The sequence below is a fragment of the Microbacterium sp. 2RAF4 genome (assembly GCF_052115285.1).
GTDB classification, from domain to species: domain Bacteria; phylum Actinomycetota; class Actinomycetes; order Actinomycetales; family Microbacteriaceae; genus Microbacterium; species Microbacterium oxydans.
Window position 1 is genome coordinate 794,498 of record NZ_JBFRGI010000001.1, and the last position, 21,258, is coordinate 815,755.

Consider the following 21,258-nt stretch of genomic DNA (forward strand, 5'->3'; position numbering starts at 1 on the left):
ACTTCTGTTTACATCCGTGTCAGCGTGAAAAGCTCGAAAAAGGGGGCAGACCTTGATTCTGAAGACCGCCACGCGTCGAACGCGACACCTGCAGATCGGAGTGCCTGCAGCGGTGCTCGGAGCACTGGCGACCGCTCTCACCGCTGCGCCGGCCGGAGCGACTGCGCACACGGACACGTCTGCCGTCGAGCGGCCTCGCCTTCTTCCCGCACGTGTCGCACCCAGCGAGGCGGCACCATCGACCTACCGCGTCCAGCCCGGCGACACGGTGTCGGCGATCGCCTCGCGGTTCGGTTTGCGCGCGGTCGACGTCCTGACCTGGAACGGCCTGTCCTGGCGCTCAGTGATCTACCCCGGCCAGACACTCACGCTCGCGCCTTCGCCAGCGCCGACAGCCCCTGCGCCCACCTCTCCCACTCCCGCAGCCGCCGCGACGCATCAGGTCGTCGCGGGCGACACCGTCTACGACATCGCCCGGAAGTACGGGACCTCCGTCGATGCCGTGCTGGCAGCGAACGGGCTCACACGCGCATCGATGATCTTCCCCGGCCAGAACCTCGTCATCAGCGGTTCGGTCGGCGCGCCGGCTGCTGCCGCCCCCGTAGCGGCCGCGGCGCCGAACCCGGCCCCGTCCCCGGCCCCGGCCCCGGCGTCTGCCGCGTCCCATACCGTCGTCGCAGGCGACACCCTGTTCGGCATCGCGCAGAAGTACGGGACCACGACGCAGGCGCTGTACGCCGCGAACGGCCTCGGGCCGTCATCGATCATCTACCCGGGACAGACACTCTCCCTCCAGGGATCGCCGGCGGCAGCGCCTGCGGCGACACCGGCGGCGGCCCCATCGGCGGCGGGAGGCCAGCAGACGGCGGCATTGACGGCGGAGCAGGCTTCGAACGCCGCGCTGATCATCCGCATCGGCCGCGAGATCGGGGTGTCCGACCGGGCGATCGCGATCGCTCTCGCAACGGGCATGGTCGAGTCGGGTCTGCGAAACCTCGACTGGGGCGACCGCGACTCACTCGGCATCTTCCAGCAGCGTCCCAGCACCGGCTGGGGAACGCCAGCCCAGATCATGGACGCTGATCGGAGCACCCGCGTGTTCTACGGAGGGCAGAACGATCCCAACGGCCAGGTGACGCGTGGGCTTCTCGACATCCCCGGCTGGGAGAACATGGCCTTCACGGACGCTGCTCAGGCGGTCCAGATCTCGGCCTATCCCGAGAGGTACGGACAGTGGGAGGCGCAAGCATATGCCTGGCTCGCGCTCCACGGTTGACGACATTCGGGAAAACCCGCAGGCGCGAGGGGTGAGCCGCTCCCCTGCCTTTCAGGCAGTTCTCCATAGAATTCTGACGTGACGACCAATCAGCAGGCCGACCCCCTCATCGGGCGGCTTGTCGACGGCCGGTACCGCGTCCGCGCTCGCATCGCTCGGGGCGGCATGGCGACGGTCTACGTCGCGACCGACCTCCGCCTCGAACGTCGCATCGCTCTCAAGGTGATGCACGCGCATCTCAGCGACGACTCCGCCTTCCAGAGCCGCTTCATCCAGGAGGCGCGAGCCGCTGCCCGCCTGGCCGACCCGCATGTCGTCAACGTGTTCGACCAGGGACAGGACGGCGAACTCGCCTATCTCGTGATGGAGTACCTCCCCGGCATCACGCTGCGTGAGCTCCTCCGCGAGCAGAAGCGTCTGACCATCCCGCAGACCATCACGATCATGGATGCGATCCTGGCGGGCCTCTCGGCGGCGCACCGTGCGGGGATCGTGCATCGCGATGTGAAGCCGGAGAACGTCCTCCTCGCGGAAGACGGCCGCATCAAGATCGGTGACTTCGGATTGGCGCGGGCGACCACCGCGAACACCGCGACCGGGCAGCAGCTGCTCGGGACGATCGCCTACCTCGCCCCCGAACTCGTCACGCGCGGCACCGCCGATGCCCGCAGCGACATCTATGCCCTCGGCATCATGCTCTACGAGATGCTGGTCGGCGAGCAGCCGTACAAGGGCGAGCAGCCGATGCAGATCGCGTTCCAGCACGCCACGGAATCGGTACCGCGTCCCAGCGTGCGCAATCCCTCCGTGCCGGAGCAGCTCGACGAGCTCGTGCTCTGGGCCACCGAGAAGTCACCGGACGATCGACCGGACGATGCCCAGCAGATGCTCGAGCGCCTGCGGGAGATCGAGCGCGACCTCGGCATCACCCCGACCGCGGCCAGAGCCACCGCCCCGCAGCACAGCCACGGCGATTCCGGAGACCTCACCAAGGTGATGCCGGGCACCATGCCCATCGCCGACCCCACGGCTCCCGTCCCTGCGACGCTGGACAACGCGACGCTCCTGCGCAGACGCGCATCCAAACGTCGCGCCCGCGGCGCCTTCCTGCTCGCTCTCGTCCTGCTGCTCGCGGTGCTCGCGGGCGGAGTCGGCTGGTGGTTCGGTTCCGGCCCTGGTTCGCTCATCGCCGTACCAGCCGTCGCCGGCGGCACCTACGACGCAGCCGCAGCGACCCTGAGCGAAGCCGGGTTCGTCCCCACGCAGAAGGACGAGTTCTCCATCGACATCCCTGCCGGAACGGTGATCGAGACCGATCCGGCCGAGGGCGCGCGCCTCGACAAGGGCGCCTCGGTCTCCGTGATCGTCTCCGCAGGACCGGCGTCCCACACCCTCGATCCGCTGAACGGACGCGCCGAGCAGGATGCGCGCGACTACCTGGCCGGCCTCAACGTCAACGTCACGGACACCTCGCTCCTGCTCTTCTCCGACGCCGACGCGGGCATCGTCATCAACGCCTCCGTCACTCCCAGGGCGGGCGGCGAGTCGTACGTCTGCGGCGACGGGTGCGAGATCTTCGAGGACGATACCGTCGAGCTGTTCGTCTCGGCCGGCGAGTTCCCCGACGTCGCCGGCATGTCGGTCGACAAGGCGACCTCCACCCTCACGGACAAGGGACTCACCGTCACCGCCGACCCGCAGTACGTCTTCAGCGACAGCGTGTCGAAGGATGTGGTGATCGGTGTCGCCGATCGCGCAGAAGAGGGCAACTGGCGGCCCGGAGACAGCGTGCAGCTCATCGTCTCGAAGGGCCCTGAGCTCTTCCCCGTGCCCGACGTCTCGGGCAAGACTCTGAACGAGGCGAAGAAGATCCTCTCGGACAAGGGATTCAAGTCCACGTACGCAGCCTGGGGAGACCTGCCCGGTTTCGCCGAGATGGCCAAGGTTACCGGCCAGGATCCGGGCTCGGACAAGTCTCTCCCGCGTGGCGGCACGGTGAACCTCTCGATCCAACTGAGCGGCTGAGAGGCTATCCCCCGTCCGTTCGAACGGGTACACGTTCGAACGGACGACGAAAGAGCCGCCCTCCCGGACAGTTCCGGGGAGGGCGGCTCTTTGTTCGTCCGTGCAGGAAGGTCAGCGCTTCTCGAGTTCTTCCGCCACGAGGAAGGCGAGCTCGAGCGACTGCATGTGGTTCAGACGCGGGTCGCACAGGCTCTCGTAGCGAGTGGCCAGGGCCGCCTCGTCGATCTGCTCGGACCCACCGAGGCACTCGGTGACGTCGTCGCCGGTCAGTTCGACGTGGATGCCACCGGGGAACGTGCCGACCGCGCGATGCGCTTCGAAGAAGCCACGCACCTCGTCGACGACGTCGTCGAAGCGACGCGTCTTGTAGCCGGTCGGCGTGGTGATGCCGTTGCCGTGCATCGGGTCGGTGACCCACAGCGGCTGGGCGCCGGAGTCGCGGACGGCTTCGAGCAGCGGCGGCAGGGCGTCGCGGATCTTGCCCGCCCCCATGCGCGTGATGAAAGTCAGGCGCCCGGGCTCACGCTCGGGGTCGAGCTTGTCGATCAGCGCGAGTGCGGTGTCGGGCGACGTGGTCGGTCCGAGCTTCACTCCGATGGGGTTGCGGATCTTGGAGAAGTAGTCCACGTGCGCACCGTCGAGCTCACGCGTGCGCTCTCCGATCCAGAGGAAGTGGGCGGAGGTGTTGTACGGCGTATCCGTGCGCGAGTCGATACGCGTCATCGGACGCTCGTAGTCCATCAGCAGACCCTCGTGACCCGTGAAGAACTCGACGCGCTTGAGTTCGTCGAAGTCGGCTCCCGCCGCCTCCATGAACTTGATCGCGCGGTCGATCTCCGCCGCCATGCGCTCGTAGCGCTGGTTGGCCGGGTTCTGCGCGAAGCCCTTGTTCCAGGAGTGCACCTCGCGGAGATCGGCGAAGCCGCCCTGCGTGAACGCACGGATCAGGTTCAGCGTCGATGCCGCCGTGTGGTAGCCCTGCAGCAGTCGACCGGGATCGGCCGTGCGGGAGCCCTCGGTGAAGTCGTAACCGTTCACGATGTCGCCGCGGTACGCGGGCAGCGTGACGTCGCCACGTGTCTCGGAGTCGCTCGAACGCGGCTTCGCGAACTGGCCTGCCATGCGCCCCATCTTGACGATGGGCATCGAGGCGCCGTACGTGAGCACCACCGCCATCTGCAGCACCGTCTTGATGCGGTTGCGGATTTGCTCGGCCGTCGCTCCGGCGAAGGTCTCCGCGCAGTCGCCGCCCTGGAGCAGGAACGCCTGACCGGATGCGGCGCGTGCGAGCCGGTCGCGAAGGTTGTCGACCTCGCCGGCGAAGACCAGCGGCGGGAGGGTCGAGATCTGCTGGGAGACGTCGGCGACGCGGTCCGCGTCGGGCCACTGCGGCTGCTGCTTGATGGGAAGCGAGCGCCATGCATCAAGGGCTTCGATGTGGTGCGGGAGCATGCGTTCCAGCCTAGTGGTCGCCGCTACCACCGAGATCCGCGTCGGGCCTATGTGACGCGGGTCGGGATCCGGTCCTTGACCGTCGACGCGTAGACGTCTTCGTACTTCTGCTCACCGAGGCGCTGGAGAGCCACCATGATCTCGTCCGTGACCGAGCGGAGGATGTACCGATCGTTCTCCATGCCGGCGTAACGAGAGAAGTCGAGCGGCTCCCCGATCACGATTCCGACTCGCACGATGCGGGGCAGTCGCCTTCCGATGGGCATCGCCGTGTCGGTGTCTACCATGATCACCGGCACGACGGGGACCTTCGCCTCGAGCGCCATCCTGGCGATGCCGGTCCGGCCCCGATACAGCTTGCCGTCGGGGCTGCGGGTGCCCTCGGGGTAGATCCCGAGCAGGTCGCCACCGCCCAGCACCTGGAGCCCCGTGTTGAGTGACGCCTCGGAGGCCTTGCCACCTGATCGGTCGATGGGGATCTGCCCGGTGGCCTTCATGAAGAACTTCGTCGCCCAGCCCTTGAGGCCCCGGCCGGTGAAGTAGTCGCTCTTGGCCAGGAAGGACATCGATCGGTCGATGACCAGCGGAAGGAAGATGGAGTCTGCGAACGAGAGATGGTTGCTCGCCAGGATCGCCGCCCCGTTCGCGGGCACGTTGTTCCTCCCCACGATCCACGGGCGGAACACCGCCTTGACCACGGGGCCGATCACCACGTACTTCATCAGCCAGTAGAACATCGTGGTGAAGTCTAGCGCCGCGCCCGGGTTCCGACCGAGCGGTCTCCGAGCCTCTCCTGCCTGCGCGACCCAGTTCCACCTGGAGAGCGACTGGGTTCCATGCCCTAGACTCGATGGAAGTCCGTGCCCGACCGGTACCGAAGGAGCTGCCGTGGTCCAGTTTGAAGTCCCCGCGATCGTCCCCGCCGATCCCGACGCGAACGTCGCCGACCTCCTGGTGAAGCGCGTGGAGGCGACGCCGGATCGGGCGTTGTTCTCGGTCCCGGAGGGAGACGGGTGGCGCGACATCTCCGCCGCCGACTTCCAGACCGCGGTTATCGCGCTCGCGAAGGGCTTCGCCGCAGCAGGCATCCAGCCCGGAGAGAAGGTCGGCTTCCTCGCCCGCACCACGTACGAGTGGACCCTCGTCGACTTCGCGTTGTTCTACGCCGGCGCCGTGATGGTGCCGATCTACGAGACCAGCTCCCCCTCGCAGATCCAGTGGATCCTCGAGGACTCCGGTGCGATCGCGCTCATCGTGGAGTCGCCCGAGCACTTCGCCCGAGTCGACGAGGTGCGCGGCGACCTGCCGCTGCTCCGCGAAGTCTGGCAGCTGCACCTCGGAGCGATCGACACCCTGACGGCCCAGGGCGCGTCGGTGAGCGACTCCGAGATCGAGCGCCGACGAAACCTCGCGGTCGGTTCCGACATCGCGACGCTGATCTACACCTCGGGATCGACAGGCCGCCCGAAGGGCTGCGTCCTCACTCACAGCAACTTCGTCGAGCTGTCGCGCAATTCGGCGAAGGCCCTGGACGAAGTCGTCCAGACACCCGGCGCCTCCACGCTCCTCTTCATCACCACCGCGCACGTGTTCGCGCGATTCATCTCGATCCTCGATGTCCATGCCGGAGTGCGCACGGGGCACCAGCCCGACACGCGCCAGCTCCTGCCTGCACTCGGATCGTTCAAGCCGACCTTCCTCCTCGCAGTACCGCGCGTCTTCGAGAAGGTCTACAACTCGGCGGAGCAGAAGGCGGAAGCCGGGGGCAAGGGGAAGATCTTCCGCGCCGCCGCCGACGTCGCAGTCGAGCACTCGAAGCTGCTCGAGGAGGGCAAGCCGATCCCGTTCGGCATGAAGCTCAAGTTCGCGCTGTTCAACAAGCTCGTCTACAGCAAGCTCCGTGAGGCCATGGGCGGCAACGTCGTCTACGCGGTGTCCGGCTCCGCTCCCCTGGGTTCACGACTCGGACACTTCTTCCACAGCCTCGGCGTGGTGATCCTCGAGGGCTACGGCCTGACGGAGACGACGGCCCCCGCGACGGTGAACCTGGCAGACAAGTCGAAGATCGGCACCGTCGGCCCCGCTCTCCCCGGCGTCGGTGTGCGCCTCGCCGACGACGGCGAGATCGAGGTCCGGGGCATCAACGTGTTCAAGGAGTACTGGAACAACCCGGAAGCGACGGCCGACGCCTTCAGCGAAGGCGGCTGGTTCCACACGGGCGACATCGGCAGCTTCGACTCCGAGGGATTCCTGACGATCACCGGTCGCAAGAAGGAGATCATCGTCACCGCCGGCGGCAAGAACGTCGCACCCGCCGCGCTCGAGGACCCGATCCGGGCGAATCCGATCATCGGCCAGGTCGTCGTGGTCGGCGACCAGCGTCCGTTCATCTCAGCCCTGGTCACGCTCGACCCGGAGATGCTCCCGACGTGGCTCGCGAACAACGGACTCGACGGCACGATGTCGCTCGCCGATGCGTCGAAGAACGCGGCGGTGCGCGCGGAGGTACAGCGTGCGGTCGACGCCGCGAACGGCCGGGTCTCCCGCGCGGAGTCGATCCGCAAGTTCACGATCCTCGACTCCGAGTGGACGGAGGCCTCCGGTCACCTGACGCCCAAGCTCTCGATCAAGCGCAACATCATCATGAACGACTTCGCCGACGAGATCGCCGCGATCTATGACGAGCCCGTCGCCACCACGAACGTCCCCATCGGCGGCTGACGCTGAGCACACGAAGAAGGGCCCCGCACGTGCGGGGCCCTTCTTCGTGTGCTCATCAGAACCAGGAGCTCTCCCGCACCTCCCGCATCGCGACCTTGCGCGTCTCCGGGTCGAGGCGGGTCAGGAAGAGCTTGCCGTCGAGGTGATCTGTCTCGTGCTGCAGAGCCTGGGCGAGGAGCCCCTCACCTTCGAGGACCACCGGGTTGCCGTCGAGGTCGATTCCTTCGACGCGTGCCCACGGATGGCGCTGCGCGTCGTGCCACAGCCCGGGGACCGAGAGGCAGCCCTCCCCCGTCGGCTCGGGCTCGCCGCGGACCTCGGCCAGCACGGGGTTGAGGACATAGCCGATGTCGCCATCGATGTTGTAGCTGAACGCGCGCAGGGCGACGCCGATCTGAGGCGCAGCCACGCCTGCGCGCCCCGGGAGCTCGACGGTGTCGACCAGGTCTGCGACGAGGGCGCGCACTCCGTCGTCGATCTCCTCGATCGGGGCGCAGACCGTGCGCAGGACAGGGTCGCCGAAGATGCGGATCTCACGGACGGCCATCAGGCGGCCTTCGCCCGGAGGCCCTCGACGAGCAACGCGGCGAGTTCACGAGCGGCGATCCGAGTCTCCGGCAGGAGGTTGGCGAACACGATCGCTCCGCCCCCGGCGATCTGCGGGTCGTAGGGCACGCGGACGACACTCCGGGCCCGCGTGGCGAAGTGCGCCTGCAGTTCGTTCAGACGCACGAGCGGAGCGCCCGGCGTCGACTGGTTGAGGACGACGATCGCCTCTCGCGCCTGCTCCGCGTACCCGTTGGTCTCGAGCCATGTGAGCGTCTCGGAAGCGAGTCTCGCCTCGTCCACGCTGAGCCCCGAGACGATGACGATCTGATCCGCCAGGTCGAGAGTCGCGGACATCACCGAGTGGACGATCCCCGTCCCCGTGTCGGTGAGGACGAGCGAGTAGTAGTGAGCGGCGACATCCGCGACGTCGCGGTAGTCGCTGTCGCTGAAGGCCTCCGCGATGCGCGGGTCGGCATCGGAGGCCAGGACGTCGAGGCGTGTCGCGTCGCGCGCAACGATCGCGGAGATGTCGTGGTAACCCTTGACGTCGTCGTGGATCCGGACGAGGTCGCGCACCGACTTGCTGTGGTTCGGTCGCACGATCCGCTCCGCGAGCGTGCCACGGTCAGGGTTCGCGTCGACCGCGATCACGCGGTCCTCACGCGCATCGGCCAGGGCCATGCCCAGGAGCGCGGTGATCGTGGTCTTCCCCACGCCTCCCTTGCGGGAGAGCACCGGCACGAAGCGCGCTCCGCCCGCGATCGGCGCCGCGATCCGCGCGGAGAGGGCTTTGCGCTCCCGCGCGCGACGACCGTCGCCGATGTTGATCCGCCGGCCGGAGACCGCGTACAGCAGATGACTCCACGCTCCCTCCGGCTCGGGCTTCGTGATCTGATGCGGATCGAGCAGTCGATCGGCCGTCAGCAGATCAGCGGATTCGCGTGAGGATTCGCCCAGCTCATCCAGGCGCTTCGACGTGAGCGTCACGTCCGTACGACCCGCCGGACGGGCCGGCTGGGCCACGACGGGCCTCTCTTCGGGGATGGACACGGTGGTCTCCTTCTCAGCGGGTGTCCGCACGGCGGGCGCCGGTGCAGATGCCGTCGTCTCGGCCCGGGCCTGAGCGAGGAAGCGCGCGGCAGCCTCTTCCTCGGCAGTCTCTTCCTCGGCAGTCTCTTCCTCGGCAGTCTCTTCCTCGGCAGCCTCTTCCTCGGCAGCACGCTCCCGAACGGCGTCGGGTTCGTCGGCGATCGAGTCCCCGGGTTCCTCATGATCGACGATCACGGCATCGATGACGGCATCCGCATGCGGAACCGGGTCGAGCGCTGTCACATCGATCACGATCGGCTCGATCACGGGCGGCTCGATCACACCGGTGACGACATCGGGCTCTGCGGGGGGCTCGTCCGCCGACGCTGCCGCGTCCGTCGAGGGCTCCTCGGGCAGCGGGTTCGGCTTCGTCTTCGGCTTCGTCTTCGGCGGGGACGCGGTCTCCTGCTCGACGGCGGGTACCGGATCGATCACGAGGTCTCCGATGACCTCGCCGTCGATCACCCCGTCGTCGGCGAGATCATCGTCCTCGTTCATGGGCAGGGTCACACGGACCTGGGCCGTCCCGCCGAGGATGCCGATACCGGCCGTGTCGAGAGACGCGGCTTCGTCGAGCACCCCCAGCGAGTCGTCCTCGGGGTCGGTGGTGTTCTTCGGTGTCACGATGTCGCTCCAAGCCTGCGCGAGCCTCGGGTGCGCACGGATGCGCGGCCCTCGCCCGCACAAGATTAGTGCGCCGGACGGATCACGACCAAAAGATCTCCGGCGTCCACCTGCTGCGTCTCGGCGATGGCGTGCCGCTCGATGACGCCGTCGACGGGTGCGGTGATGGCCGCCTCCATCTTCATCGCCTCGATGGATGCGACGGGTTCGCCGGCGTGCACGGTGGACCCCACCTCGGCCTTCAACGTGACGACACCGGAGAACGGTGCGGCGACCTGGCCGGGAACCGAGGTGTCCGCCTTCTCCACCTCGATCGCATCGACCTTGACCGCGCGATCACGGACGAACACCGGACGAAGCTGCCCGTTGAGGGTGGTCATGACTGTGCGCATGCCCTTGTCGTCCGCGTCGCCGATGGCTTCGAGTCCCACGTACAGCCGCACGCCCCGGTCGATCTCGACCTGGTGCTCCTGGCCGGCGACGAGGCCGTAGAGGTAGTCGCTGGTGTCGAGCACGGAGAGGTCGCCGAACAGTTCACGGCGCTCGGCGAACTCCGCGCTGGGCGCAGGGAACAGCAGGGTGTTGAGCCGCGCTCTCCGCTCAGAGCTGGTGCCGCCGAGCGCTGCCTCGTCGTCCGCGGTGATCGCCGTGATCCCGGTGCGCACCGACCGTCCAGCGAGGACCTTGGTGCGGAACGGCTCGGGCCATCCGCCGGGCAGGTCGCCGAGTTCGCCCGCCATGAATCCCACGACCGAGTCCGGCACGTCGTACTTCTCGGGGTTGGCCTCGAAGTCGGCCGGGTCGGCTTTCACCGCCGCGAGATGGAGCGCGAGGTCTCCGACGACCTTCGACGACGGCGTGACCTTGGGCACCCGCCCGAGGATGCGGTCGGCAGCGGCGTACATGTCCTCGATGAGTTCGAAGTCGTCGGCCAGACCGAGGGCCTTCGCCTGCTGCCGGAGGTTGGAGAGCTGACCCCCGGGGATCTCGTGGTGGTAGACGCGGCCCGTGGGACCGGGAAGTCCCGACTCGAAGGGCGCGTACTGGCGACGGACCGCCTCCCAGTACGGCTCCAGGTCGGAGACCGCGTCCAGGGAGATGCCGCTGTCGCGCTCCGTGTGGGCGAGCGCGGCCACCAGGGACGACAGCGAGGGCTGGCTCGTGCTCCCCGAGAGGGGCGCCGAAGCGGCGTCCACCGCGTCGACGCCGGCCGCGCTGGCGGCGAGAAGTGTGGCGAGCTGGCCGCCGGGGGTGTCGTGCGTGTGCAGATGCACGGGGAGGTCGAAGCGCTCGCGCAGCGCCGTCACCAGCTTGGCCGCCGCTGCCGGACGCAGCAGACCCGCCATGTCCTTGATGGCGATGATGTGCGCGCCCGCCTCGACGATCTGATCCGCCAGGCCCAGGTAGTAGTCGAGCGTGTAGAGGTCTTCTGCCGGATCGAGCAGGTCACCGGTGTAGCAGAGGGCGACCTCGGCGACAGCGGACCCGGTGTTGCGGACGGCTTCGATCGCCGGACGCATCTGCTCGACGTCGTTGAGGGCGTCGAAGATGCGGAAGATGTCCACACCGCTGGCGGCCGCCTCGGCGACGAACGCCTCGGTCACCGCAGTGGGGTACGGGGTGTATCCGACCGTGTTGCGCCCGCGCAGCAGCATCTGGATCGCCACGTTCGGGAGGGCGGCCCTGAGCTTGTCGAGTCTCTCCCAGGGGTCTTCGCCGAGGAAGCGCAGTGCGACGTCGTAGGTCGCCCCTCCCCACGCCTCGACCGACAGCAGCCCGGGGGTCAGCCGTGCGAGGTAGGGAGCCGCGGCGACGAGGTCCTTCGTGCGCACGCGCGTGGCGAGGAGGGACTGATGCGCGTCGCGGAAGGTGGTGTCGGTGATCGCCAGTGCCGTCTGCGCGCGGAGACTGCGGGCGAAACCCTCCGGTCCCAGGTCGAGAAGCCTCTGGCGAGAGCCCGGAGCCGGCTCGGCCGTCAGATCGACGGAGGGAAGCTTGGCGACCGGATCGACGACGCCGGGGGGCGCACCGTGCGGCTTGTTCACCGTGACGTCGACCAACCAGTTGAGCAGCTTCGTGCCGCGGTCCTTGGAGACCCGACCACGCAGCAGCTCGGGACGCTCGTCGATGAAGGACGTGCTGACGTCACCCGCGATGAAGGCGTCGTCTTCCAGGAGAGCCTGGAGGAAGGGGATGTTGGTGGAGACGCCGCGGATGCGGAACTCCGCGAGCGCTCGACGTGCGCGGGCGACGGCCGCGGGGAAGTCACGCCCGCGGCAGGTGAGCTTCGCCAGCATCGAGTCGAAGTGGGGGCTGATCTGTGCGCCCTGGTGAACCGTGCCGCCGTCGAGGCGGATGCCGGCGCCTCCGGGCGAGCGGTAGGTGGTGATCTTGCCCGTGTCGGGACGGAAACCCTGAGTGGGATCCTCCGTCGTGATCCGGCACTGGAGCGCCGCCCCGCGCAGGTGGAGATTCTGCTGCTGCAGACCGAGGTCGGCGAGGGTCTGGCCGGAGGCGATGCGCATCTGGCTCTGCACGAGGTCGACGTCGGTGACCTCTTCTGTGACCGTGTGCTCGACCTGGATGCGCGGATTCATCTCGATGAAGACGACCTCGCCCGTGCGCTCCCCCGCGGTCTCCAGTAGGAACTCGACGGTTCCCGCGTTCTCGTAGCCGATGGACCGGGCGAAGGCGACGGCGTAGCCGTGCAGCGCCGTCCGCACGCTGTCGTCGAGGTTCGGCGCCGGGGCGATCTCCACGACCTTCTGGTGGCGCCGCTGCACCGAGCAGTCGCGCTCGAACAGGTGGACGGTCTCACCCGTCTTGTCCGCGAGGATCTGCACCTCGATGTGCCGAGGGCGCACGACCGCCTGCTCGAGGAACATCCTGGCGTCACCGAAGGCGCTCGCAGCTTCCCGCATCGCCTCAGCGAGAGCGGGCGCGAGATCACCGGCCGTCTCGACACGACGCATCCCGCGACCTCCGCCACCGGCGACGGCCTTGGCGAACAGCGGGAATCCGATCTCCGCCGACTGGGCTACGAGCGCGTCGACGTCGTCGGAGGCCTCTGTGGAACGCAGCACCGGCACCCCGGCCTCGACCGCGTGCCGCTTCGCCTCGACCTTGTTCCCCGCCATCTCGAGCACATTCGAGGGTGGGCCGATGAACACGATGCCGTTCGCTGCGGCCTTCTCGGCGAGCTCGGGATTCTCGGAGAGGAACCCGTACCCGGGGTAGATCGCATCGGCGCCCGACTCCAGCGCGACCCGGATGATCTCGTCGACATCGAGGTAGGCGCGGACGGGATGACCGCGTTCACCGATCTCATAGGCCTCATCGGCCTTCAGCCGATGCACGGAGCCGCGATCTTCGTAGGGGAACACCGCGACGGTGCGCGCTCCCACTTCGACTGCCGCACGGAAGGCACGGATCGCGATCTCGCCGCGATTCGCCACAAGGATCTTCTGGAACATGCACACCTCTGGGAGCTCGATGCGCAGCTTTTTCGATGCGCATGGGGCGGGGCTGAGTGTTCCCCCAGCCTAGGGGAAGGTAACGTTGTCTCCGTGCACGTACTCAGCGTCAGCTCTCTCAAGGGAGGCGTCGGCAAGACGACCGTGACACTCGGGCTGGCCTCAGCGGCTTTCGCCCGAGGGGTCCGGACTCTCGTCGTCGACCTCGACCCGCAGTCCGACGTCTCCACCGGGATGGACATCCAGGTGGCCGGACGACTCAACATCGCCGATGTCCTGGCGAACCCGAAGGAGAAGGTCGTCCGTCAGGCGATCACGTCCAGCGGGTGGGCGAAGGTGCACCCCGGGACGATCGATGTCCTCATCGGCAGCCCCTCCGCGATCAATTTCGACGGCCCGCACCCGAGCGTGCGCGACGTGTGGAAGCTGGAAGAGGCTCTCGCATCCGTCGAATCCGAGTACGACCTCGTACTCGTCGACTGCGCACCGTCGCTGAACGCCCTGACCCGCACGGCGTGGGCGGCGAGTGACCGCGTCATGGTCGTCACCGAGCCCGGCCTCTTCTCCGTCGCCGCAGCTGACCGCGCCCTCCGCGCGATCGAGGAGATCCGCCGCGGCCTCTCGCCGCGACTCCAGCCGCTCGGCATCGTGGTGAACCGCGTGCGTCCGCAATCCATCGAGCACCAGTTCCGCATCAAGGAGCTTCGCGACATGTTCGGCCCTCTCGTGCTCTCCCCGCAGCTTCCGGAGCGCACGTCTCTGCAGCAGGCTCAGGGCGCCGCCAAGCCCCTGCACATCTGGCCGGGCGACTCCGCTCAGGAGCTCGCCGCCGACTTCGACCAGCTGCTCGACCGCATCATCCGCACCGGACGCATCGCCGTCCCCGAGAGCGGTCAGCAGAGCTGATACGTCCGACGCGCACAGCGAGACGGCCGCCCTCTTGGAGGACGGCCGTTTTCTGTCTGTGGGTGAGGCGCTGTGTCAGGCCGAGCGCTTGGTCCGGCGCGCCGACAGCTCGTCGACGGGGTCGGGGGCAGTCGCGTCGAAGGAGACGAGCGTCGACTCCACCTCGCGGAGCACCTTGCCGACGGCGATGCCGAACACACCCTGCCCGCGGCTGACGAGGTCGATGACCTCGTCGTTCGACGTGCACAGGTAGACCGAGGCTCCGTCGCTCATGAGCGTGGTTCCGGCCAGGTCGCGGATACCGGCACGCCGGAGCTCTTCGACGGCCGTGCGGATCTGCTGCAGCGAGATGCCGGTGTCGAGGAGGCTCTTCACCAGCTTGAGGACGAGGATGTCACGGAAGCCGTAGAGACGCTGCGAGCCGGAGCCGTTCGCGCCGCGCACGGTGGGCTCGACCAGCTCGGTGCGCGCCCAGTAGTCGAGCTGACGGTAGGTGATGCCGGCGGCACGGGCCGCGACCGCACCACGGTAGCCGACCTCGTCATCCATGGCCGGGAGTCCGTCGGTGAAGAGGAGTTCGGGTACGAACCGCGGGTCGCCTGCGAGCTCATCCGCATTCATCTGAAATCCTCTCTGGAACGGTTTCTTCCACGGTAGAGCAGTGCCAGGGCACCGGCAATCACATCCGTGTGGCCGCGAAGGTGTGTCGCAATCAGTTCGTTACGAAAGCACGCGCGAGAGCGCATCCTTGACGAAGAGCGATCGCACCTCGTCGATGCGCGAGGCCAGCTCTGGGGCGAGCTCGCTGGCCTTCGCCCGTGACGCGGCGTCCGTCCGACGCAGCAGCGCGGACATGGCGGATTCGATGAGGGCGACCTCGCGTTCGGCGCCCTGACGCAGCGAGCGCAGGTGCCGCGGCTCGATGCCGTGACGGTCGAGAGCGACGAGGCCGCGCAGCAGTGTCACCGTCGCCTCGGGATAGCTCTCCTGTGCGGTGATGACCCCTGTGCTGATCGCATCGTTGAGAAGCTGCGGGCCCGCTCCCGCCGCGGCGAGGAGTTCGTCTCGACGATAGCGACGGGGCGACGGGGCGATCGAGGGCGGCGGCAGCAGCGGGGTCGAGTCCCCGCCGGCGTCGACCTCGTCGAGCTGTTCGCGGATGACGCTCAACGGAAGGTAGTGATCGCGCTGCAGGGTGAGTCCGAGACGGAGACGCTCGATGTCGGACGCCGAGAACTTCCGATAGCCGGAGTCCGTGCGAGAAGGACTGACGATGCCCTGCACCTCGAGGAACCGCAGTTTGCTGGAGGTCAGGTCGGGAAACTCCGGGGTGAGCCTCGCGAGCACCTGACCGATACTCAGCAGGCCCGCGGACGCAGAGCGTTCGCGGGCGGGAGAGGCCGCCATCAGGCGTTCGCCGCCTGGCGGTCCTGCGGGGAGGCGAAGAAGTTCAGACGGAACTTGCCGACGCGGAGTTCGGAGCCGTCAGCCAGAGTGCTGCGGTCGACGCGCTCGCCGTTGACATAGGTGCCGTTGAGCGAGCGCTGGTCGATGATCTCGAACGTCGATCCCGTGCGGGTGATCTCCGCATGCCGACGGGAGACGGTCACATCGTCGAAGAAGATGTCGGCCTCGGGGTGGCGGCCCACGGTCGTCACATCGGTGTCGAGGAGGTAACGTGCCCCGGCGAGTGCCCCGGAGCGGACCAGCAGAAGAGCCGATCCCGCAGGCAGGGCGGCGATGGCCGTCTGCTCGACGTCGGTGAGCTCCACACCGAACGGCACGAACGACAGATCGGAATCGTGTCCGAACGTCTGCGTCACGTCGTGTCTCTGCTCACCGGAACGGTGGATCGCGGCTTCTCCGGCCGGTCGGCTGTCGCTGTCAGTCACTGTGCCCTCCTGGTTGTCCAGACTAACGGATGCCGAGGGGCTCGCGGGAGGGCGCATCCACACTCAGCCGTCCCATACCGAGGATTCATAGGCTGTACCCGTGAAGACCAAAGCTCTGAGCCGCTCGGCCGCACCGATCGCCCTCGCCGCGACCCTGCTCGCCGCCTTCCTCGTGTTCCTCTCGCCTCTGTCGGCCTCGGCGCACGACGCGCTCGTCTCGTCGTCACCGGCAGCCGACGAGTCGGTCGAGACGGTCCCCGACACGCTGACCCTCACCTTCAGCGCGAAGCTGATCGGCGGAGAGGGCGCGACCGAGGTCGTCGTGACCGACCCCGCGGGGAACCCGATCACGGACGGACCGGCGACGGTCGACGGTGCGATCGTCACGCAGCCCCTGCAGGGCACGGGACCGGCCGGCGCCTATCACGTGATCTGGAAGGTCGTCTCGAGCGACGGGCACCCCACCTCCGGCGAGTACTCCTTCACCGTGACCGTGGGGGACGAGGGAGCCGCCACGGAGGAGCCCAGCGCCGCACCGACGACGGCTGCGCCGACCGCAGAGCAGACGGCATCCCCCGAGGTGACGAGCACGCCGACCGCGAACGCGGATGACGAGGCGGGTGGCTCGGCGGCGATCTGGATCGTCTCCATCCTCGCTGTGCTCGTGGTCGCCGGCGTGGTCGTCTGGATCGTCATGAGCCGCCGCCGAGGCGCGGCTGCCACCGATTCCGACGCCCCCTCGGAGCGATAGGCTTAAGGCATGCCACACTACGACGTCGTCATCCTTGGTGCAGGTCCTGGCGGATACGTCGCTGCGGTTCGCAGCGCGCAGCTCGGTCTCTCCACCGCCATCATCGAGGAGAAGTACTGGGGTGGTGTCTGCCTCAACGTCGGCTGCATCCCCTCCAAAGCGCTCCTGAAGAACGCGGAGCTCGCGCACACCCTGAACCACAAGGCGGACTTCTTCGGGATCTCCGGCGAGTTCACGATCGACTACGGCAAGGCGTTCGACCGCAGCCGTGTGGTGGCCGATGGTCGTGTCAAGGGCATCCACTTCCTGATGAAGAAGAACAAGGTCACCGAGTACGACGGTCGCGGCACCTTCACCGGCCCGAAGGCGATCTCGGTCGCGAAGTCCGACGGCACCACCGAGGAGGTCACGTTCGACAACGTGATCATCGCCACCGGCTCCAAGGTGCGCCTGCTCCCCGGTGTCACGCTCAGCGACAACGTCGTGACGTACGAAGAGCAGATCATGAGCCGCGAGCTGCCGAAGTCGATCGTCATCGTCGGCGCCGGCGCCATCGGCATGGAGTTCGCCTACGTCATGACGAACTACGGCGTCAAGGTCACCATCATCGAGTTCCTCGACCGCGCTCTCCCCAACGAGGACGCCGATGTGTCGAAGGAGATCACGAAGCAGTACAAGAACTACGGCGTCGACATCCTCACCTCGACCAAGGTCGAGACCGTCGTCGACAACGGCTCGTCCGTCACCGTCACCTACACCGGCAAGGACGGGCAGCAGTCGTCGATCGAGGCCGACAAGGTTCTCATGTCGGTCGGCTTCGCCCCGAACATCGAGGGCTTCGGTCTCGACAAGACCGGTGTGAAGCTCACCGATCGCGGCGCGATCGACATCGACGACCACATGCGCACCAATGTGGAGGGCATCTACGCGATCGGCGACGTGACCGCCAAGCTGCAGCTCGCGCACGTCGCGGAGGCACAGGGTGTCGTCGCGGCCGAGACCATCGGCGGCGCCGAGACCATGACGCTGGGCGACTACCGCATGATGCCGCGGGCGACCTTCTGCTCGCCGCAGGTGGCGTCCTTCGGACTCACCGAGCAGCAGGCGAAGGACGAAGGGCGCGAGATCAAGGTCGCGACCTTCCCCTTCATGGCCAACGGCAAGGCGCACGGCCTCGGCGAGCCGGTCGGCTTCGTCAAGCTGATCGCCGACGCCGAGCACCTGGAGCTCATCGGCGCGCACATGATCGGCCCCGACGTGTCGGAGCTGCTGCCCGAGCTCACCCTCGCGCAGAAGTGGGACCTCACGGCCCTCGAGCTGGCTCGCAACGTGCACACCCACCCGACCCTGTCGGAGGCACTGCAGGAGGGCTTCCACGGCCTCGCCGGCCACATGATCAACTTCTGATCGAGAATCCGCAGAAGGCCCGGTCCGCACACAGCGGACCGGGCCTTCTGCATCTCGGAGCCGGCGTCAGATACCGCGCATCGTGAGCAGACCCGTCGTCCAACCACGCAGCGGCGCCGACCCGAGGGCGCGCATCACCAGCTCCCTGCCCTGCACGACCGCAGCCGGTGCCGGGGCGCCCATCGACATGTAGAACCTCGAGCGCCGTCCTGCCCTGGCGGCAGCCCGACGCACCCGATGGTCGTAGGCGGCGAGGTCGGGAATCCGTGTCGGGAGCGCACGGACGAGCTGCTCGGCGAGGTGCACGGCGTCGGCCCACCCCAGGTTCATCCCCTGCCCTCCGATCGGGCTGACCTCGTGCGCGGCATCGCCCAGGAGCACGACCCGCCCCCGATGCAACCGTGTGGCCATGTGCTGCGCGGCGATGAACGACGTCGGCCGCGCGCCCACCGGGAGGTCGACGTCGAGACCGGTGCGCCGTCGAACGGCCGTGCGGAAGCCCGCCGCGGAACCGACCTCCTCCTCTCCCTCCCCCACCACCCATCGACGTCGCCCGCCCGGCAGCGGGAAGCATTCGACGAGTCCATCCGGCTCGCAATGCAGGATCGCGCGATCACCCGGAGTCCCTTCGTGCACGTCGAGCATCGAGTACGACCCGCGCCCCGGCCGAGGACGCCAGCCGATCCCCAGGTCACCGCGCAGTCGGCTCCGCACCCCGTCGGAGACCACCGCCATGGATGCGGTGACCTCGCGCGATCCTTCGATCGTCTCCGTCGCGACGATGACCTCGTCGTTGCTCTGGCGCACCTCGCGCACCTCGCAGCCGACGACCAGAGCGTCGGGAGCGAGCGCGCCCAGACGGGCGCGCAGCAGCGCATCCGTGTGAGGTTGCGGAAGCACCAGGACCGGGCGGTCGGGGCCGAAGGTCAGTGTCGCCAGAGTCCGCCGACGGCTGCGCACCTCGCCGCCCGTGAGTCGCAGCGCCTCCGCCCGCACCTCGCCGCCGACCCCCGCCGCATCCAGGGCGTCCAGGCCGGGACGGTGGATCCCGATGGCTCTGGTCCGGTCGTCTGTCCCCGCCCGCCGCTCGCAGATCGTCACCTGCAGCCCCTCCTGCGCCAACAGACAGGCCAGCAGCAGACCGACAGGACCCGCGCCGACGATCAGGACGTCATGTTCGGGCATGCGCTCCCACCCACCGCAGCTCCAGTCGAGAGGGCACGCCGCCGCGGACGACCCATCCGGGAGGAGCGATCGCCCTGAGCTCGGCCGCCGTGTACGAGCGGCGGATGCTGATGAGCCCGTCCTCACGGATGAACGAGTCCGCGAGGAGGGTGCTCGAGATCGTCCAGGTGGCCGCGGAGAACAGCGCATGAGCGGTGCGGCTCCGGGCGATGTCACGGTGCGAGACCATTCCGCCGGGCGCGACGAGCTGCACGGAGTCGTCGAGCACCGTCCGCAGCTCGGCATCGTCGAGATGATGCAGCACGTGATTGGACAGCACCACGTCGTAGATCTCTCCCGCAGCCACCAGCTCGGTCGTGAGGGCACGACGGTAGCGGATGCCAGCGCCGCGATCGTGCGCCGATGCCCAGCGGATCGCACGCACGTCGGCGTCGAGCGCGGTGACCTCTGCATCGAAGCCGTCCTGACGCAGCCTCCAGGCGAGCAGCCGGCAGAGGTCTCCCCCGCCCGCACCGACGTCGAGGATGCGCACGGTGCGCGACTGCTCCCTGGCGTGCGCGGCCCGTGGCCGGATGTCACGCCGGTAGAGGCTGCCGGGGCGCGAGACCAGAGCGTTCACGAACCCGAACCGCCCATAGGTCCGCGCCAGCATCCGCGCATCGGCGTCCGGGTCGTCCATCAGCTCCCGGGTGTCGACGTCCCGCGTCGCGAGAGGCCGGGTCATGGACGAGACGGTGCCACGACGGTCATCATCGCGCTCTCGGCGGTCAGCCCCGGCCCGAACGCCATCGCGGAGACGCGGTCACCGACACGGGCCCCCTCCTCCTCGAGGATCCGCTTCAGGATGAACAGCACGGTCGCACTGGACATGTTGCCGTTGTTCCGCAGCACCTCCCTGGCCGGGTGCAGCTGAGCGTCGCTGAGGTTCAGCCGCTCCTGCACCTTGTCGAGGATGCTGCGTCCGCCCGGATGGATGGCCCAATGCTGCACGACCTCCCCCACGCCGCCTCCCTCGAAGGCCTGCCCGAGTTCCTCTTCCGGACTGTACAGCGGCCGGAGGGCACCGATGATGGTCTCGCCGATGATCTGCGGGACGGCCGTGGAGAGGATCATCTCGAAACCGGTGTCTCCGATCGTCCAGGCCATGTCCTTCTCGCCCTCCGGCGCGATGGCGGTGTGGAAACGATCCAGGCGCAATGCGGGAACCGGGGAGGGAAGGTCGCGTGCCGTGACGATTCCTGCGGCTGCACCGTCGGCGAACAGTGAAGACGCGACGATCGTGTCGGGGTTCTCCGAGGTGCGAAGGTGAAGGGTGCACAGTTCGACGCTCACGACCAGGACGACCGCGTTCTCGTCCGCGACGCAGAACTGACTCGCCGCCCGGAGCGCCGGCATCGACGCATAGCAGCCCATGAACCCGAAGTGGAACCGCTGCACGGCATCGGAGAGCCCGAGCGCACGCACGATCTCGTACTCGGGACCAGGAGCGTGGAACCCGGTGCAGGAGACCGTGATGACGTGTGTCACATCGGCGGGGCGGAGGTCGGGGTCGGCGTCGATCGCCCGCCGCGCGGCCTCGACGAAGAGCACGGTGGCCTCACGGGTGTAGAAGTCGTTGCGCGCTTTCGTGCCCGGAGCGAGCAGCATGCCCGTTCGGCGGTCGAAGAAGACGGGGTCGGTGACGTCCGAATCGGGTGACAGCTCATCGATCACCGTATGGCGGGTGTCGATGCCCGAGACGTTGAACGAAGTCGTGACGATCCGTTGCGCGAGCCTTCCCAGATCGGGCTGCTGCGCGAAGACGTCACGCACCTGCTCCTGTACGAGAACGGTGTCGGGGACGATCGTCTGCAGCGATCGAAGCACAGGCGGTCGGCTCATGGTGCCACTCAAGCACTGCGCAGCGCT

At 68.1% G+C, this 21,258-nt stretch carries 17 protein-coding genes; 6 read left to right on the forward strand and 11 right to left on the reverse strand.

From position 1 onward, the window contains the following. The first annotated feature begins 52 nt into the window (after window positions 1-52). Both AB4070_RS03915 and pknB read left to right on the forward strand, forming a co-directional pair. Window positions 53-1,276 (forward strand): LysM peptidoglycan-binding domain-containing protein, encoded by a 1,224-nt coding sequence (locus tag AB4070_RS03915; protein ID WP_441978960.1) that lies wholly within the window; start codon window positions 53-55, stop codon window positions 1,274-1,276. Between the two features lie 78 nt (window positions 1,277-1,354). Then, the gene (gene pknB / locus AB4070_RS03920) at window positions 1,355-3,301 is read left to right on the forward strand and encodes a Stk1 family PASTA domain-containing Ser/Thr kinase (protein WP_441978961.1); all 1,947 of its coding nucleotides are present in this window, start codon (window positions 1,355-1,357) and stop codon (window positions 3,299-3,301) included. 111 nt (window positions 3,302-3,412) lie between these two features. Here pknB and AB4070_RS03925 read toward each other — a convergent pair whose 3' ends face one another. Together AB4070_RS03925 and AB4070_RS03930 are read right to left on the reverse strand one after the other, a co-directional pair. Further along, on the reverse strand, window positions 3,413-4,753 hold the full coding sequence (locus AB4070_RS03925) for a class II 3-deoxy-7-phosphoheptulonate synthase (RefSeq protein WP_441978962.1): 1,341 nt from the start codon (window positions 4,751-4,753) through the stop codon (window positions 3,413-3,415). A gap of 47 nt (window positions 4,754-4,800) precedes the next feature. Continuing rightward, window positions 4,801-5,490: a lysophospholipid acyltransferase family protein gene (locus AB4070_RS03930; protein WP_046749333.1), complete on the reverse strand. Its 690-nt coding sequence runs from the start codon at window positions 5,488-5,490 to the stop codon at window positions 4,801-4,803. A 151-nt stretch (window positions 5,491-5,641) separates the two neighbouring features. Here AB4070_RS03930 and AB4070_RS03935 point away from each other — a divergent pair, with 151 nt between their 5' ends. After that, complete coding sequence (locus AB4070_RS03935; protein ID WP_441978963.1) at window positions 5,642-7,474, forward strand: AMP-dependent synthetase/ligase; 1,833 nt, start codon at window positions 5,642-5,644, stop codon at window positions 7,472-7,474. Window positions 7,475-7,529: 55 nt separating this feature from the next. Here AB4070_RS03935 and def read toward each other — a convergent pair whose 3' ends face one another. The 3 genes from def to AB4070_RS03950 form a co-directional block, all read right to left on the reverse strand. Continuing rightward, window positions 7,530-8,021 carry a peptide deformylase gene (gene def / locus AB4070_RS03940; RefSeq protein WP_441978964.1) on the reverse strand — a complete coding sequence of 164 codons (492 nt, stop codon included), beginning with the start codon at window positions 8,019-8,021 and terminating at the stop codon, window positions 7,530-7,532. Then, window positions 8,021-9,736 carry a MinD/ParA family ATP-binding protein gene (locus tag AB4070_RS03945; RefSeq protein ID WP_441978965.1) on the reverse strand — a complete coding sequence of 572 codons (1,716 nt, stop codon included), beginning with the start codon at window positions 9,734-9,736 and terminating at the stop codon, window positions 8,021-8,023. Before AB4070_RS03945 ends, def begins: the two co-directional genes overlap by 1 nt. A gap of 65 nt (window positions 9,737-9,801) precedes the next feature. Then, entirely contained in the window at window positions 9,802-13,209 is a 3,408-nt protein-coding gene (locus AB4070_RS03950) for a pyruvate carboxylase (protein WP_441978966.1), read from the reverse strand. Window positions 13,210-13,302: 93 nt separating this feature from the next. Here AB4070_RS03950 and AB4070_RS03955 point away from each other — a divergent pair, with 93 nt between their 5' ends. Continuing rightward, entirely contained in the window at window positions 13,303-14,115 is an 813-nt protein-coding gene (locus AB4070_RS03955; protein WP_046749338.1) for a ParA family protein, read from the forward strand. Between the two features lie 75 nt (window positions 14,116-14,190). Here AB4070_RS03955 and AB4070_RS03960 read toward each other — a convergent pair whose 3' ends face one another. The 3 genes from AB4070_RS03960 to AB4070_RS03970 all read right to left on the reverse strand — a co-directional run bounded on the left by AB4070_RS03960 (window position 14,191) and on the right by AB4070_RS03970 (window position 16,007). Then, window positions 14,191-14,736, reverse strand: coding sequence for a MerR family transcriptional regulator (locus AB4070_RS03960; protein WP_046749339.1), 546 nt, complete (start codon window positions 14,734-14,736; stop codon window positions 14,191-14,193). Window positions 14,737-14,835: 99 nt separating this feature from the next. After that, the gene (gene ftsR / locus AB4070_RS03965; RefSeq protein ID WP_441978967.1) at window positions 14,836-15,522 is read right to left on the reverse strand and encodes a transcriptional regulator FtsR; all 687 of its coding nucleotides are present in this window, start codon (window positions 15,520-15,522) and stop codon (window positions 14,836-14,838) included. Beyond that, the gene (locus AB4070_RS03970) at window positions 15,522-16,007 is read right to left on the reverse strand and encodes an FHA domain-containing protein (protein ID WP_046749341.1); all 486 of its coding nucleotides are present in this window, start codon (window positions 16,005-16,007) and stop codon (window positions 15,522-15,524) included. The genes ftsR and AB4070_RS03970 overlap by 1 nt, the downstream gene beginning before the upstream one ends. Before the next feature lie 100 nt (window positions 16,008-16,107). On the opposite strand from AB4070_RS03970, the gene AB4070_RS03975 reads away from it, so the two are divergent. Continuing rightward, the gene (locus AB4070_RS03975; RefSeq protein WP_441978968.1) at window positions 16,108-16,758 is read left to right on the forward strand and encodes a copper resistance CopC family protein; all 651 of its coding nucleotides are present in this window, start codon (window positions 16,108-16,110) and stop codon (window positions 16,756-16,758) included. A gap of 9 nt (window positions 16,759-16,767) precedes the next feature. After that, window positions 16,768-18,165 carry a dihydrolipoyl dehydrogenase gene (gene lpdA, locus AB4070_RS03980; RefSeq protein ID WP_441978969.1) on the forward strand — a complete coding sequence of 466 codons (1,398 nt, stop codon included), beginning with the start codon at window positions 16,768-16,770 and terminating at the stop codon, window positions 18,163-18,165. A gap of 66 nt (window positions 18,166-18,231) precedes the next feature. On the opposite strand, the gene AB4070_RS03985 is transcribed toward lpdA, so the two are convergent. Genes AB4070_RS03985 through AB4070_RS03995 form a run of 3 tightly spaced genes read right to left on the reverse strand, consistent with a single transcriptional unit; the run spans window position 18,232 to window position 21,231 of the window. Next, window positions 18,232-19,350: an FAD-dependent oxidoreductase gene (locus tag AB4070_RS03985; protein WP_441978970.1), complete on the reverse strand. Its 1,119-nt coding sequence runs from the start codon at window positions 19,348-19,350 to the stop codon at window positions 18,232-18,234. Beyond that, window positions 19,337-20,074, reverse strand: coding sequence for a methyltransferase domain-containing protein (locus tag AB4070_RS03990; protein WP_441978971.1), 738 nt, complete (start codon window positions 20,072-20,074; stop codon window positions 19,337-19,339). The genes AB4070_RS03985 and AB4070_RS03990 overlap by 14 nt, the downstream gene beginning before the upstream one ends. Further along, on the reverse strand, window positions 20,071-21,231 hold the full coding sequence (locus AB4070_RS03995) for a type III polyketide synthase (protein WP_441978972.1): 1,161 nt from the start codon (window positions 21,229-21,231) through the stop codon (window positions 20,071-20,073). Before AB4070_RS03995 ends, AB4070_RS03990 begins: the two co-directional genes overlap by 4 nt. Window positions 21,232-21,258: the final 27 nt, after the last annotated feature.

What these genes read in the sequence shown, in the direction of transcription:
- AB4070_RS03925 (WP_441978962.1), bottom strand. Translation starts at nt 4,753, where the DNA reads ATGCTCCCGCACCACATCGAAGCCCTTGATGCATGGCGCTCGCTTCCC.
- AB4070_RS03930 (WP_046749333.1), bottom strand. Translation starts at nt 5,490, where the DNA reads ATGTTCTACTGGCTGATGAAGTACGTGGTGATCGGCCCCGTGGTCAAG.
- def (WP_441978964.1), bottom strand. Translation starts at nt 8,021, where the DNA reads ATGGCCGTCCGTGAGATCCGCATCTTCGGCGACCCTGTCCTGCGCACG.
- AB4070_RS03950 (WP_441978966.1), bottom strand. Translation starts at nt 13,209, where the DNA reads ATGTTCCAGAAGATCCTTGTGGCGAATCGCGGCGAGATCGCGATCCGT.
- AB4070_RS03960 (WP_046749339.1), bottom strand. Translation starts at nt 14,736, where the DNA reads ATGAATGCGGATGAGCTCGCAGGCGACCCGCGGTTCGTACCCGAACTC.
- ftsR (WP_441978967.1), bottom strand. Translation starts at nt 15,522, where the DNA reads ATGGCGGCCTCTCCCGCCCGCGAACGCTCTGCGTCCGCGGGCCTGCTG.
- lpdA (WP_441978969.1), top strand. Translation starts at nt 16,768, where the DNA reads ATGCCACACTACGACGTCGTCATCCTTGGTGCAGGTCCTGGCGGATAC.
- AB4070_RS03985 (WP_441978970.1), bottom strand. Translation starts at nt 19,350, where the DNA reads ATGCCCGAACATGACGTCCTGATCGTCGGCGCGGGTCCTGTCGGTCTG.
- AB4070_RS03990 (WP_441978971.1), bottom strand. Translation starts at nt 20,074, where the DNA reads ATGACCCGGCCTCTCGCGACGCGGGACGTCGACACCCGGGAGCTGATG.
- AB4070_RS03995 (WP_441978972.1), bottom strand. Translation starts at nt 21,231, where the DNA reads ATGAGCCGACCGCCTGTGCTTCGATCGCTGCAGACGATCGTCCCCGAC.